Below are 14821 nucleotides of genomic sequence, written 5' to 3' on the forward strand. Positions count from 1 at the left end.
GAATATAATGGAAGCTACAAAATTATTAGATGCAAAAGGCTTAGCATGTCCAATGCCAATTGTAAAAACAAGAAAAGCTATGGCAGAAATTGAAGCAGGCGAAGTATTAGAAATTCATGTTACTGATAAAGGAGCTAAAAACGATCTTGCAGCTTGGGCTAAATCAGGTGGACACGAATTATTAGAGTATACCGAAGAAGACAATGTTTTAAAATTTTGGATTAAAAAGGGATAAGTTAAATAGTTTAAGATGAAAAAGGAGAGTCCATCTCCTTTTCTATTATAGGGGGACTTAAATTGGAATGGACCTTAATTTTAGTACTTTTCTTAGTTGGATTTTTTGGGTCCTTTATTTCAGGTATGGTAGGGATTGGTGGAGCGATTATAAATTATCCAATGCTTTTATTTATTCCTCCATTAGTAGGCTTTGCTGCTTTCACCCCACATCAAGTTTCAGGTATAAGTGCCGTCCAAGTAGTATTTGCAACTTTAGGTGGAGTACTAAGCTATCGTAAAAGCGGTTATTTAAACAAAAAAGTAATATTGAGTATGGGAATAAGTGTCCTAATCGGAAGTTTTCTTGGTGGATTTGGCTCAAATCTACTTTCTGAACATGGAATTAATCTTGTTTACGGAATTTTAGCGATGATTGCGGTTGTTTTAATGTTTATTCCTAGAAAAGAGATTGAGATGTCAGCAGATGGTCAAATTTCAATTAATATATGGCTTGCGGCAGTTTTGGCATTTATCGTAGGAACTAGTGCAGGTATTGTTGGAGCTGGAGGGGCATTTCTTTTAGTACCAATCATGTTAACGATCTTAAAAATACCAACTCGTGTGACAATCGCTTCCTCATTAGCCATAACATTTATCTCTTCAATAGGCGTAACGATTGGAAAAATCTCAACTGGTCAGGTTGAAATTTTGCCTACAATTATTGTCGTTATAGCAAGTTTAATCGCCTCACCAATCGGTGCAAATATAGGGAAAAAAACAAAAACGCAGGTTTTACGAGGGATTCTAGCAGTATTAATTGGTTTTACCGCATTGAAGATTTGGATTACGATTTTTAAATCTTGGTTAAGTTGAATTTGAATTAATAGTAAAAACAGAAAAACTTATCTAAGTTTTTCTGTTTTTTTGAGTGCTAAAATCAGTGTAATCGTTAAATAATAACTTTATTTAATATTCTATTTGTTCAGTTGTAAAAGTGGATTTTGCTACTTTTTCCGGCATTGTTAGGAAAATAACAGCTACAATTATACATACTCCGCCTACTAACTGGTAGACTCCAAAGGATTCCTTTAACCATAAAATCGAAACAATTGTCGCTACAAGTGGTTCAATGCTAGATAAAATACTAGTCTCTGTTGCTGATAAATAGTTTAGACTACCGATGTAGAGAAGAAAGGAAACCGTACCAATTATTATAATTAAAATCAGCATTGAGAATGTTGATAAAGTAAACGTTTGTGAAAGTTGTTTCCATTCAAAAGAATGATTGTAAATAAATAATGCGATACCTCCGATTAACATACCCCAGCCAATTATTAAAGTCGTCCCCCATTGTTGAATTAGGGAAGCAGGTTGAAGGGTGTAGAAAGTAAAACCAATAGCTGTTAATAGTCCGAATAAAATAGTTTCCTTAGACATGACAATATTTTGGGTTGAACCATTTGTAATAATAAAGTATGTTCCAATCAGTGCTGATCCAATTGCTATCACTTGGAGAGTAGAAGGCAGTTTTTTATGTTGTATTGCAACAAAAATAGTAATTAGAACTGGTCCTAAAAATTGGAAAAGAGTAGCTGTAACTGCATTGCTAATATGAACCGTCTCGATAAAGACATATTGTGCGCCTAGCATCCCAATAATAGAGAAAACGATCAGTTTTGAGAGATGACGTGGGCTTTGCCAAATACGAAATATATTTTGTTTCCTTAAAAGCAAGGAAGATAAAATAAAGATTCCAGCAATTAAGAGGCGGATTACTAAATAGTCGATCGATGACATTGTCGTATGCTTGAAAAGCCACTGAATTAATGGACCCGATAAGCCCCATAAAGTAGCTCCTGTAAGAATCATAAATAGTCCAAGACGTCTGCTGTTTTGCATGATCATGTTGCTCCTTTCAAAGATTGATTTTTATAGATTTACATGATAAAAGAAATTATAAATAAACTCTGGTACTATATGTAGTGTCAGGAAATCGTTTCTTTAAGGGGTCAGATTTCATGATAGATTTAACGCCAAATTTGAATGTAGAAAGCAAAATACCATTGTATGTACAGTTATATGAGTATATAAAAGCCGAAATAAGAAGTGGAAAAATCTCTCCAATGACTAAGCTTCCAGCAAAAAGAAAGTTAGCTATGCATTTGGAAGTAAGTAAAAATACAGTAGAATCAACATATGAACAACTCCTGGCAGAAGGGTATATTGAATCGGTTCCACGAAAGGGGTATTTTGTATGTGAAATTGAGCAAATAATACATACAGCAAAAAAAGGAGAAGTCGTTAAGGAAGTATTATACAGAGAAAAAGTATATAAATATGACTTTACTCAAACGGGGGTAGATGCAAAGACATTTCCCTTCTCTGTTTATAGAAAAATCTCAAATGAAGTATGGCAACTAGAAAATAAGGACCTTTTATTTCTTGGCCACCCTCAAGGTGAATTCTGTCTGCGTGAAGAGATTGCGAAATATTTATATGAATCAAGAGGGGTTAATTGCCAAGCGAGTCAAATTGTAATAGGAGCCGGAACACAATTTTTAATAAAAATATTGTTTCAGTTACTAAAGGGAAAGCGTTTTGCAGTTGAAAACCCAGGGTATCATCAAAAGTTGGTTGTCTTTGAAAAGGGAAAAGACAATGTTCAAATGATCCCACTTGATGAGGAGGGGATCTCGATTACAGCTTTAGAATCTAGCAATGCGAATGTTATGTTTGTTACCCCATCCCATCAATTTCCTTGTGGAATGATTATGCCAATTAAAAGAAGGGTACAACTTTTACAATGGGCACAAGAGGAGTATGGACGCTATATTATTGAAGATGATTATGATAGTGAATTTCGTTACTCTGGAAAACCAATTCCAGCATTGCAAGGGCTTGATACAGAAGGACACGTAATATATATGGGTACATTTTCTAAAGCTTTACTCCCTTCATTACGAATGAGCTATATGGTATTACCAGAACAGCTTATCAAATTGTATCAATCAAACTATTTATTTTACACGCAAAGTGTTTCAAGAATCGATCAAGAGATTATCCGAAGATTTTTAAACGAAGGTCATTGGGAAAAGCATATTCATAAAATGAGAGTTGTATATCGGAAAAAGAGAGATGTACTTGTCTCGGCGATCGAAAGGTACTTTTCCAATAAAGTGAAGGTGATCGGAGAAGATTCTGGCTTACATATTTTATTAAAGGTTTATAATGGAATGTTAGAAGAAGAATTAATAAAAAGAGCAGCTGATTATAGTATAAAAGTATATCCAGTTTCAATGTACTATAGCGAAGGGAACATTCCAAAAAATACAGTTTTACTTGGATTTGCTATTTTATCTGAGACGGAGATTGAAGAGGCAATTCGATTATTATTTACTGCATGGTTCACAAAATATAAAAAGTGATGGATAGTCGGTCAACATTAAAGGCTTTGTTGTTTGCTACTTATTGCATTATTCATAAATAAAATTTGCTATTTTTGTACTAATTTATTTAAAATGGAATTAGTCGTTTTTTTAATAGTATTTACTATAAAATTAAGTTGAAATGGAGAATGGTTTATATGACAAATCAAAATGAAACTAGCGCTTTACCGCCAAAAACATGTACGATTGAGCGCCTTGTTACGCTTAAAGAGGATATCGAAAAAGTATTGGCAGGAGAAAAAACAGCTACTCGCCGTAACGGGAGATATGCAGATGTTGGAGAAATAATGACTCTTCAAAATCAACAGTATGTTGTTGAAAAAGTATATTCTCAAGCCTTAGGTGAATTGACAGATGAGGATGCTAAGCAAGAAGGCTATCCGACTGTAGAAGAGTATAAGCAATCGATTCTATCAATCCATCCTGGAATGCCTTGGTTGCCAAAAATGAGGGTATGGGTTCATGAGTTTCGTCTGATTCAAGATTAATATCTATGCTGTATAGACTGCTTCTTTACATACATATTGCTAGTGTAATTTTATCGATTGGTCCTTTTTTTGTATTGATTCCGATACTAAAAAAGCTGCATACCACACAGTCCGCGATACAACAGAGCTATTTGGATGTATTCCGGTTTGCTGTCAGATTGGCAAAGCATGCTGGGCATGTGCTGGTTGGATCGGGGGTCTTGTTGGTACTAGTAGGCCATTGGTCGTGGAAGACCTCTTGGATCGTGATGACTATTCTTCTTTTGGTGAGTTCATTATTTTTTCTAGCTAGAGCTTTTTCACCAACGATTAAAAAATTTAGTGAACCAAATCAAGACAAGAAATTGTTGATTCACTTGCTTCGTCGTTCAATCTGGATTTATATCGCTCTTTTAATGGTTATGTTATGGTTTATGGTAGTAAAGCCTACATTATGGTAGGCACAATTCAATTAAGCAGACAGGTTCTTTTTTATTCAAGGGACATTGTCTGCTTTTTTGCTCTTTATTAAAATGAAATAAAAATAAGTATTTAGACCTATTTCGAATGGAGTGTAAAATAGATTCTTTTTATAAAAACGAATGACATAATCCCTATACCAAACACTGTTAGTAAAGAAGATGCTATTTTTAAACGCAATTTTTTTAACAGATTTTTAAAAAAATTCTTGACGTTTTTCAAAAAGAGATATAACATGAACTCAATCATTTAAAAACTTAATAAATTCTATTACTTATCCAGAGAGGTGGAGGGACTGGCCCTACGATACCTCGGCAACGGGTTTGTTATTTCGTAACAAATACCGTGCTAATTCCTGCAAATCGTTCAAGCGATTTGAAAGATAAGAAGTAAAGTGGCTTATAAATTTTAACCCCTCTTCTTATCTGTCTTATTGGATAAGAAGAGGGGTTTTTTGTTGTAGAGCCATAGAAGAAAAAGGGTGAAACATAGATATAAAACCTAGTTTTCAAATCTGTTTACTAAGATATAGTGATTGGAATAACTTGCATTGGAGGAAGTAATTTGATTGAGATTAAAAATGTCTCTAAGGTTTATCCTGGAAGACCGCCTATTAAAGCTTTAAATAATATTAATATGAAAATCGAGAAAGGGGAGATTTATGGAATCATTGGATTTTCCGGAGCGGGAAAAAGTACACTAATTCGTTGTTTAAATAGACTTGAAGAGCCAACAGAAGGATCAGTTTTAATTGATGGATTGAATCTGATGACATTAAATGATGAAGAGTTACGTAAGACACGTAGAAAAATTGGTGTCGTATTCCAGCATTTTAATCTACTTTCAGCTAAAACGGTATTTGATAATATAGCAATGCCGTTATACCTTGAAGGTAAGAAGAAACGGGACGTTCAGGAAAAAGTAATGGAATTAATTGAATTTGTTGGACTTACGGGGAAGCAGGATGTATATCCGGGACATTTATCGGGGGGACAAAAGCAAAGAGTGGGAATAGCAAGGGCACTCGTAACAGACCCAGATCTTTTGTTATGTGATGAAGCTACGTCTGCATTAGACCCTGAAACAACAAAGAATGTATTAGAGCTTTTAAGGAAGGTTAATAAATCTTATAATCTTACAATTTTCCTTATTACCCATGAAATGAGTGTAATTCGTGATTTATGTGATAAAGTGGCCGTCATTGATAATGGAGAAATTGTCGAAGAAGGTAATGTATACGATGTCTTTACGAATCCAAAAAAAGGTATTACAAAGAATTTTGTTAACACTGTATTACAAAATGAGGTGCCGTCTAAGCTATCGAAAACATTATCAAAGGGGAAATATTATCAATTAGTCTTTCTAGGTGAAAAGGCAGCCAATCCATTATTATCAGAGGTTCTAAAAAAATTCGATATTCATTTAAATATTCTTTATGGGTCGATTACAGAGCTACAAGAAAGGCCATATGGAAATTTACTTGTAGCATTAGAGGGAACAAAAGAGGAAAGCTCAAAAGCGATTAAATTTATTTCAGAGAAGGGGATCGATGTAAGGGAGGTTGAATTAAATGGAGCTTAATTGGGAATTCTTTTGGCCACAGTTTTTGCAGGCAACTCAAGATACATTTCTAACTGTGCTAGGATCATTTATTTTTGGCACAATCATAGGATTGCCTTTAGGAATTATCCTAGTAGTAACAAGGCCAGGTCATATAATGGAAAATAAACCTTTATTTACTTTGTTAAATACCATTATTAATATTGTTCGATCTGTACCATTTATTATTTTGCTAGTTGCCATTATACCATTTACTAGATTATTGACGGGGACATCAATTGGCGTAGTAGCAGCAATTGTTCCGCTTTCGATCTTTGTGGGACCTTATTTGGCAAGATTGATTGAGAACTCCATGCTAGAAGTGGATAAGGGAGTGTTGGAAACAGCCTATTCAATGGGAGCAACGAAGTTTCAAATCATCGTGAAGTTTATTTTACCAGAGGCGATTCCATCGTTGATTCTTTCATTTACAACAGCAACGATTGGATTGATTGGATCGACTGCGGCAGCAGGGGCTGTTGGTGCTGGAGGATTAGGTGACTTAGCTATTACATATGGTTATCAGCGCTTTGAAACATTGGTTATTATCATCACTGTTGTATTACTAGTACTGATCGTGCAAATCATACAAAGCTTAGGAAATACGTGGTCAAGATATGTAAGGAGGAAAAGAGGATGAAAAAGTTTTTTACTATTTTTGCAGCATTATTATTAACAGTTTCTGTATTATCAGCATGTGGTTCTAAATCATCATCAGGTAATGGAAAGGAAAGAACAGTTAAGATTGGTATTAACGGTGATGACTATGAACTTTGGAATATTGTACAAAAACAAGTAAAAAGTGAAGGCATAAAATTGAAAATTATTTCATTTTCAGATTATGTTCAGCCGAACACTGCACTTAATGACGGCAGTCTTGATTTAAATTCTTTTCAAACGATTACTTATATGAACCAATTTAAAGCAGATCATAATTTAGATATTTCTGCGATTGGCTCGACGGTGATTGCGCCAATGGGGATTTACTCACATAAATTTAAGAAGCTAAGTGATATTCCAGATGGAGCAACTATTACGATACCAAATGATGTTACGAACGCAGGCCGAGCACTTAAACTATTACAATCTTCAAAGTTAATTAGTTTAGTAGATAATTTTGATCCTAAAGGAAGTATTGAACAAATTAAAGACAATCCTAAGCATCTGAAAATCCAACCGGTTGCTGCAGGGCAAACAGCTAGATCATTGGATGATGTGGCAGCAGCGATCATTAACAATGGATTCGCTGTTCAAGCGGGCCTAGACCCTGCAAAGGATCCACTTTATAAAGAAGATCCAAATGATAAAGCAGCTATGCCGTATATCAATGTTATTGCATCTCGTACGAAGAATAAAAATGACAAGGATTTTTCAAAGATTGTAAAAGCATATCAATCAAAAGAAGTTCATGATTACATTATTAAACGTGACAAAGGTGCTACGGTTCCGGTAGTCATTTCAATTGATAAAATTAAAAATCTATAAAGCTAGTTTATGCTTATATAAAAGAGTGGAAGGGAGAAAAGTTTAAATGACAGTCCAAGTTGAAACGCAAAGAGAACAAATTGTAAAAAGTATTGAGGAATCAAAGGATGTTTATCTTGAAATTAGCCACAAAATTCATGAGAAACCTGAAATTGGCAATCAAGAATTTTTTGCATCAGAAACACATACTAAAATTCTAGTAGAAGCTGGATTCGATGTAACGCGTAATATTGCAGGACATGAAACAGGCTTTGTAGCAAGGAAAAAGTCATCTAAACAAGGCCCAACCATCGCTTTTTTAGCAGAATACGATGCATTACCTGGTCTTGGTCATGCATGCGGACATAATATTATTGGAACAACGAGTGTAGCAGCAGGAATCGCACTTGCTGAAGTTATTTCTGAGACCGGAGGAGAGGTTGTTATATTTGGAACACCTGCAGAAGAAGGTGGACCAAACGGAAGTGCAAAGGGGAGTTTTGTAAAAAATGGATTACTAGAAGGTGTTGATGCAGCTCTTATGCTCCACCCAAGTGGTAAAACAGGTTTGTCAACCCCATCATTGGCAGTGGATCCATTAGACTTCCATTTTTATGGAAAAGCAGCCCATGCAGCTGGGTCACCAGAACATGGAATTAATGCCTTAGATGCAGTTATCCAGTTATTCAATGGAATTAATGCCCTACGCCAGCAGCTTCCTACTGATGTTCGTATACATGGAATTATCACTCATGGAGGCGATGCACCGAATATTATTCCTGAGTATGCTTCAGCGAGATTTTTCATCCGTGCTAGTACTTGGAAACGTACGGAAGAAGTATCTACAAAGATTCGTAATATTGCCGAAGGAGCAGCGCTTGCAACAGGTAGTACAGTGAAAATTGAAAGATTCCAAAATGAAGTCCATGATTTTATTATCAATCAATCTCTTGATGAGATTGTAGGTGAAGAACTAAGCCTATTGGGTGAAGTAGTACATGGTAAAAGCGGTGGTCTAGGATCTACTGACGCCGGAAACGTAAGCCATGTTGTTCCGACTTCACACGCATATATTAAAATTGGACCTGATGATTTAATTGCTCATACGAATGAATTCCGTGAAGCTGCAAGATCGCCACGTGGTGATCATGCTTTAATAAAGGGGGCAAAAGCATTGGCTCTAACGGGCTATCGTTTAATTACCGACAAAAACCTTTTGGAAAAGGTTCAAAATGAATTTCAACAGGCAGAAAAATAATTAGCTAAAACGGTCAGAAAGATGGACGGAATTACCATCTTTTTGGCCGTTTTTTGTTTAATAGATCATACAAATTATTTAAATCAACCTTAATCGTTTCATTTTTTTCTCTATATATTTTTATAGGGATATTTTAATAAAAATCGAATATTACATAAAGTGGACACTATAATGAATGGAGTGATTGATATTTTTTATCCTGAATCTCGGTTTGAATCGATTAATGGTATGGAGCTTCATTTTACAGAATGGGGAGAAAGAAAAAATCCAACCGTTGTTTGTTGGCATGGTTTAACTAGGAATGGAAGGGATTTTGATATTTTAGCTCGTCATTTGGCTAAGGATTACCATGTAATTTGCCCAGATACGATTGGGCGAGGATTAAGTCAGTGGAGTACTTCTCCTGAGCAAGATTACTGTTTTGAAAACTATGTAAATATAGCGATTGGTCTATTAGATCGTTTAGAAATTGAACAAGTTCGTTGGGTAGGTACTTCGATGGGAGGAGCAATTGGAATGCGACTTGCTGGTACGCCGAACCATCTAAGCCGTATTTCCCATTTAGTATTAAATGATATTGGGGCAGGAGCTTCAGAAAATCAACCACAAGATATAGAAGGAATTAAGCGAATTATTAGCTATGTTGGTACACCACCACAATTTAAAACATTTACTGAATTGAAGAATTACTATAAGTTAATTTATCATTCATTTGGTGTTTCAAGCGAAGAAGAATGGAATGATTTTACCCAAAACTCTTGCCGTAGAAGAGATGAGGGTGGAATTAGCCCGGATTATGATCCTAAAATTGCATTACAATTTCAACATACTGAAGATTTAACGTTATGGGATTATTGGAAGGCTATTCAGTCCAAGATTTTACTCATCCGAGGAGAAGTTTCGGACGTCTTGCCACTAGATGTAGCATTAAAAATGAAGGAAACGCAGAAGTTTCAAATGGAAACGATACCAAAGGTTGGTCATGCACCTGCTTTAAATACAAATGAGCAAATTTCAATTATTGATAAATTTTTAAAAGAAGTTTAGGTTTATGCGATCTATTTAAATTGTGAGCTGTTCCATATTTGCAGTTCAAGAAGAAAATCAAAAAGCAAATTTACTTTTAAAGAGAAAGTAAAAAAAGATTGAACAAATGTACTTCAAACATCTGTTCAATCTTTTTTTGTTTTAATTATTATTGAAAGAATGTTGCCCAAAGTAAGTATGCATTTAATACGGCAATAATTGAAGCAATTGTCCAAGCCACTGATTTCAGCCAAGTTTTATTAACGAATTTACCCATTTTTTTAGCATCGCTAGTGAACATGACTAGTGGTATGACTGCGAAAGATAACTGTAAAGATAGGATTACCTGACTTAGTATTAATAAATCTGCAGTTCCTTTTGCACCGTATAAATAAGTGACGATCAGTGCTGGTGTCACGGCAATTAAACGAGTAATTAATCTTCTTAACCAAGGTTTAAGCTTAATATTTAAAAAGCCTTCCATTACAATTTGCCCAGCTAGCGTACCTGTTAAAGTAGAATTTTGACCGGAAGCCAATAATGCCAATCCGAAAAATGTACTTGCTAAAGTCGTTCCTAATAATGGAGTAAGAAGCTGGAACGCATCTTCAATTGATGCAACATTTGTATTGCCCGATTTGTAGAAAGTCGAAGCAGCTAATATTAAAATTGCTGCATTTACAAACAATGCAATCATTAATGCAACTGTTGAGTCTATTGTAGCAAATTTAATTGCTTCTTTTTTACCAGCATCAGATTCTTCAAATTTTCTAGTTTGAACGATTGAAGAGTGAAGATATAAGTTATGAGGCATAACAGTTGCCCCTAAAATTCCTAAAGAAATATAAAGCATTTTTGGATCTGTAATAACTTGAGAACTTGGAATAAATCCACCAAATACAGCTTTTACATCAGGTTGAGACATAATCAACTCAAAAATAAAACTACCTGTTATTAATATAATTAATGAAATGACAAAAGCTTCGATATACCTAAATCCTTTATTTTGTAAAAGTAAAACAAGTAATATATCTAAAGTTGTCAAACAAATTCCATAAAACAACGGAATCCCAAATAATAGATTTAAAGCGATGGCTGACCCTATTAATTCAGCTAAATCACATGCAGCAATTGCAGCTTCACAAAGTATCCAAAGAACGAATGATACGGGTTTACTGAAGTGGTCTCGACATGCTTGAGCCAGATCTCTTCCTGTTACTATACCTAATTTAGCAGCTAAAGATTGTAGTATTATGGCCATTATATTTGAAATTAAAATGACAGATAACAAAGTGTAATTAAAAGCAGATCCACCCGCTATGGAAGTAGCCCAGTTTCCAGGATCCATATATCCAACTGCAACTAAGTATCCTGGGCCTGCAAATGCCAGAAATTTACGGAAATTACTAGCTTTTTTTGGAATAGGTAACGAACGATGAACCTCTTGCAAACTAGGTTGTGAATGTTCCTGTCTCCAGCCGGCTTCTTTATATATGACTTTTTCTTGTGATTCTTGTGACATGTTTCCCACCACCTGTTTTATTGTACACATCAAATAGTTTTTCCCTAGGGAAAGTTTTTAAATTATATGCTGATTTTAACACAATAGTTCCCAAATGTAATAAAAAATTTTTGATAACTTCGTAAATTTTTAGTTAACAGATAATATACATAGAATATTTTCCTTTTCTTTGTTTTTGCTTTTTTCCTATTTCTTATGCAACTCACTCAGATTGTTCTGCTTTTTAAATATGCTGTAGATTATTATCGAGTTAATTGTTTCCAAGTGTGATATACTAGTCAAAAAATTCGGTTATTTATATAGAAACTTATAAAAAATTAATCTATTTGGGAGAGTGAATCATGAAGTTTGTATTAGTATTCGGTCCTCAAGCTGTGGGGAAAATGACTGTAGGACATGAATTAGAAAAGATAACTGATTTAAAATTATTCCATAATCACATGACAATCGATTTGGTTAGTAAATTTTTTGATTATGGAACTAAGGAAGGTAGTAGATTAGTTAATTTATTTCGGAATGAAATATTTGAAGAGGTATCCAAAAGTGACTTATACGGTATTATTTTTACTTTAGTTTGGGCTTTCGATCAAAAATCTGATTGGGATTATGTAGAGAAAGTTTGTACCATATTTGAGTCAAAAGGAGCAACAACTTATTTTGTTGAACTAGAAGCAGACCTAGATGAGAGAATTATCCGGAATAAAACTCCGCACAGATTAGAGCATAAACCAACAAAAAGAGATATTGAATGGTCTGAAAACGATTTAATGAAGACAATGGAAAAATTCAGATTAAATTCGATAGAAGGGGAGATTCAGAAGGAAAATTATCTAAGAATAAATAACACAGATATGAGTGCAGAGGAAGTAGCTTTATTAATAAAAGAAAGATTTGCTTTGTAAGGAATAGATTTAGAGTGTTGAAAAATGAGCTTGTCAACTATGCCAATTTTTGGTTGATTTCCACTGAAACCTGTCATGAGTAAGGAACTTTCTGTTTTTTGCTGTTTTACTTCCCTATGAATCTGTTATGAGTAGAACATTTAAGATTTTTGCTTAAATAATACTTAGACTTTTGTTGTTCTATATTGACAATGTTTTATTTCAACAGTCTGAAAACCACCTAATTATATTTAGGTGGTTTTGAATTTTATTAGTTGCTGTTAGGATCAGTGTCGTCGTGATATGTACTTCCACCAGTTTGAGCATTAAATGTCCAATCAACTTTTAGCTTATCACCTTGGAATTCGTTTTGGTCTTGTCCATTATCAACAAATTCGAATAATACGAAAATCTTTTCTTTTTGTCCTGCTGCAATGCCGTCTGGGTCTTTTGTACTACCTACAAATTGATTAATTGCTGTTAGATCAGGTGTTTGATTTTGTAAGTCATATAATGTAGTATCAACGATTTCATTTGTAGCACTACTTGTGTTGTACATAATCGTTACTTTAATATGCTTAGCAAAGTCTTCTGAGTTATTCTTTTTTACGTCTTCAACTTGATATTTAGTGTTTAATAAAACTTTGTTTATATCTAGTGTTCCATTGTTTTCTAACGTAAATTCACGATATACTTCATCACCAGGTTTTAAATTGCTAATGTTTACAACAGCATTAGGGTTCATACCTAAATCTAATGTACCTGCTGCAAACGTATTATCAGTTTTAATTGTATCGCTGAAAAATGAAAAGGTACCTCCACTAATTAATGATAAACCGACTGCTCCACTCATTACAACTTGCCCAATTCTCTTAGTAAAACTCATTTCATTTCCCCCTTAAGGTTTATTTATTAAACTCTTAAGCTTTTATTTGTACTTAAGAGATCTAATCAACTTCATCCTGCAGTTTTTTGTTCAAACTCTTTTCTTAATTGGAACAAATTGCGTATTGAAAAAAGAGTTAATAGAATACCTGGAACAATTAACAAAAGTGCAGATCCAGCTTTAGAGCTTACAAAATTTAATGCATAACCAACATATGGAACTGTGAAATTAGAATATTTTCCTACGATATTCTGAGGGTACACTGTCCATAAGTCTTGGGCATTATTGTTATCACCCTTCGTTTTATAAGAAATTTCTCCATTTTTATGATGGACAGCGGCTATTCTATGAGTGATAAGTTTATTGTCCATGTGAAAGGTAACAATATCGCCTTTTTGATATGATGATGGATTTGCACCTAGCTTAATGGCAATAATTGAACCTGTATGAAAAGTAGGTTCCATCGATCCAGATAAAACAGCTTTTAATTGATAGCCTAAAATGGTAGAATCTCCACCTGTAAACCTGGAAGAAATCACAATAAAGGCTAAGAAACACAGGATGACAATAGAAATACTTTTAAAAAAAGTAGCTACAATAGATAAAACTTTCTTCAACATGAGATATCACCTATTCGTTTTGAAATGTATTTACTGAATTATTAGAATTTTGGTTTGGGACTGAATTCGTATCGGGATTCTTAGGGTTCTGGTTCAGAACTGAATTTGTATTGGAATCATTAGAATCCATGCTAGGAACTGAATCTGTACTAGAATTAGTAGAATCCTGACTTAGAACTGAATTAGATTCAGAACTATTCGAATCATTGCTCCGTACAGAATCTGTATCAGGGCTATTCAAACTTTCGCTTGTTTCTATAGAATTTTTAGGTTTACTAAAATCGTTGTTAATCTTTTCTTTACTTTCTTTGAGCTGGGTTTGAATTGTAGCTTTAATAGACGCTATTTTTTGAAGATTAATTGTTTCATTTATTTGTTGGATTAGTTGATTAACAACCCGATATCCCTTTCTCTCGTATTCATAGTTACTTTGTTCAGTTTCAGGAAGTTCATGGATTTGATTGTGATACGAGTTCAATTCCTCGCCAATACTTTGTAAACTCTTAATCTCGTTATTTATTTCTTGTTCCTCATTAAGAACAGTAGTAAGTAAATTTGATAATTCAGAGCTAGTACCATTAATTGATGTCTTTAGGATTGATTTATATAAATGATTAGCTCTTGTTGCATGATCTTTTGCAGCGATTTCTAGTTGTTGGATTGTTTTTGGAAACACAATTGCTGCTGAAACAACTTGTTCTGAAGATGCTTGACTAGAAAAGGTAGCCTCCGTTTGACCAACTGTTTGCATTGCCAAGTAAAATTGAATAGAACATAAACTTACGATGATTGAGACTTTTTTTCTTGCTTGTTTCAAATTTTCACTCCTTTACAAAAGCCCTGTTGAAATTCATTATTGCTCAGTTATCAGAAAATTGAAACCGGGTTATTTTCGGGTCGATTGACGGTAGTTTTTTGTCAAAATTAGTCGCTAATAGGGATAAAAGCTATAAAAT

Annotated in this window: 16 protein-coding genes and 1 riboswitch; of the genes, 11 read left to right on the forward strand and 5 right to left on the reverse strand. The window is 34.2% G+C overall.

Annotated elements, in window-relative coordinates:
• The first annotated feature begins 7 nt into the window (after positions 1–7).
• Positions 8–235: a sulfurtransferase TusA family protein gene (locus ACSBO6_RS03195; protein WP_098848533.1), complete on the forward strand. Its 228-nt coding sequence runs from the start codon at positions 8–10 to the stop codon at positions 233–235.
• 62 nt (positions 236–297) lie between these two features.
• Positions 298–1089: a sulfite exporter TauE/SafE family protein gene (locus tag ACSBO6_RS03200; RefSeq protein ID WP_498844145.1), complete on the forward strand. Its 792-nt coding sequence runs from the start codon at positions 298–300 to the stop codon at positions 1087–1089.
• A gap of 93 nt (positions 1090–1182) precedes the next feature.
• On the opposite strand, the gene ACSBO6_RS03205 is transcribed toward ACSBO6_RS03200, so the two are convergent.
• Positions 1183–2115: a DMT family transporter gene (locus ACSBO6_RS03205; RefSeq protein WP_498844146.1), complete on the reverse strand. Its 933-nt coding sequence runs from the start codon at positions 2113–2115 to the stop codon at positions 1183–1185.
• A gap of 119 nt (positions 2116–2234) precedes the next feature.
• Between ACSBO6_RS03205 and pdxR the strand changes: the two genes are divergently transcribed.
• From pdxR to ACSBO6_RS03245, 8 genes are all read left to right on the forward strand, one after another.
• On the forward strand, positions 2235–3641 hold the full coding sequence (gene pdxR / locus ACSBO6_RS03210) for a MocR-like pyridoxine biosynthesis transcription factor PdxR (RefSeq protein WP_498844147.1): 1407 nt from the start codon (positions 2235–2237) through the stop codon (positions 3639–3641).
• A 158-nt stretch (positions 3642–3799) separates the two neighbouring features.
• A complete protein-coding gene (locus tag ACSBO6_RS03215; protein ID WP_498844148.1) occupies positions 3800–4150 on the forward strand; it encodes an ASCH domain-containing protein in 351 nt (116 codons plus the stop codon).
• 5 nt (positions 4151–4155) lie between these two features.
• Positions 4156–4590 (forward strand): hypothetical protein, encoded by a 435-nt coding sequence (locus ACSBO6_RS03220; protein ID WP_498844149.1) that lies wholly within the window; start codon positions 4156–4158, stop codon positions 4588–4590.
• Positions 4591–4880: 290 nt separating this feature from the next.
• Positions 4881–4998, forward strand: a riboswitch (SAM riboswitch).
• A gap of 175 nt (positions 4999–5173) precedes the next feature.
• Complete coding sequence (locus ACSBO6_RS03225; RefSeq protein WP_498844150.1) at positions 5174–6190, forward strand: methionine ABC transporter ATP-binding protein; 1017 nt, start codon at positions 5174–5176, stop codon at positions 6188–6190.
• Positions 6180–6848, forward strand: coding sequence for a methionine ABC transporter permease (locus ACSBO6_RS03230; RefSeq protein WP_098848540.1), 669 nt, complete (start codon positions 6180–6182; stop codon positions 6846–6848). The genes ACSBO6_RS03225 and ACSBO6_RS03230 overlap by 11 nt, the downstream gene beginning before the upstream one ends.
• Complete coding sequence (locus tag ACSBO6_RS03235; protein WP_098848541.1) at positions 6845–7693, forward strand: MetQ/NlpA family ABC transporter substrate-binding protein; 849 nt, start codon at positions 6845–6847, stop codon at positions 7691–7693. The genes ACSBO6_RS03230 and ACSBO6_RS03235 overlap by 4 nt, the downstream gene beginning before the upstream one ends.
• 46 nt (positions 7694–7739) lie before the next feature.
• A complete protein-coding gene (locus ACSBO6_RS03240) occupies positions 7740–8930 on the forward strand; it encodes a M20 family metallopeptidase (protein ID WP_498844151.1) in 1191 nt (396 codons plus the stop codon).
• A gap of 171 nt (positions 8931–9101) precedes the next feature.
• The gene (locus tag ACSBO6_RS03245; RefSeq protein WP_098848543.1) at positions 9102–9977 is read left to right on the forward strand and encodes an alpha/beta fold hydrolase; all 876 of its coding nucleotides are present in this window, start codon (positions 9102–9104) and stop codon (positions 9975–9977) included.
• 148 nt (positions 9978–10125) lie between these two features.
• Here the strand turns inward: ACSBO6_RS03245 and ACSBO6_RS03250 are convergent, their stop codons facing one another.
• Complete coding sequence (locus ACSBO6_RS03250; protein ID WP_098848544.1) at positions 10126–11478, reverse strand: Nramp family divalent metal transporter; 1353 nt, start codon at positions 11476–11478, stop codon at positions 10126–10128.
• A gap of 341 nt (positions 11479–11819) precedes the next feature.
• On the opposite strand from ACSBO6_RS03250, the gene ACSBO6_RS03255 reads away from it, so the two are divergent.
• The gene (locus ACSBO6_RS03255) at positions 11820–12380 is read left to right on the forward strand and encodes a DEAD/DEAH box helicase family protein (protein ID WP_098848545.1); all 561 of its coding nucleotides are present in this window, start codon (positions 11820–11822) and stop codon (positions 12378–12380) included.
• Between the two features lie 250 nt (positions 12381–12630).
• Here the strand turns inward: ACSBO6_RS03255 and ACSBO6_RS03260 are convergent, their stop codons facing one another.
• From ACSBO6_RS03260 to ACSBO6_RS03270, 3 genes are all read right to left on the reverse strand, one after another.
• Complete coding sequence (locus tag ACSBO6_RS03260) at positions 12631–13245, reverse strand: TasA family protein (RefSeq protein WP_498844152.1); 615 nt, start codon at positions 13243–13245, stop codon at positions 12631–12633.
• Between the two features lie 71 nt (positions 13246–13316).
• A complete protein-coding gene (gene sipW, locus ACSBO6_RS03265; RefSeq protein WP_483295210.1) occupies positions 13317–13862 on the reverse strand; it encodes a signal peptidase I SipW in 546 nt (181 codons plus the stop codon).
• Between the two features lie 13 nt (positions 13863–13875).
• Positions 13876–14682, reverse strand: a complete 807-nt coding sequence (locus ACSBO6_RS03270; protein ID WP_098847341.1) for a DUF4047 domain-containing protein — start codon at positions 14680–14682, stop codon at positions 13876–13878.
• Positions 14683–14821: the final 139 nt, after the last annotated feature.

Origin of the sequence: Bacillus sp. AL-1R (genome assembly GCF_052180195.1) — a bacterium.
Classification (GTDB): domain Bacteria; phylum Bacillota; class Bacilli; order Bacillales; family Bacillaceae_G; genus Gottfriedia.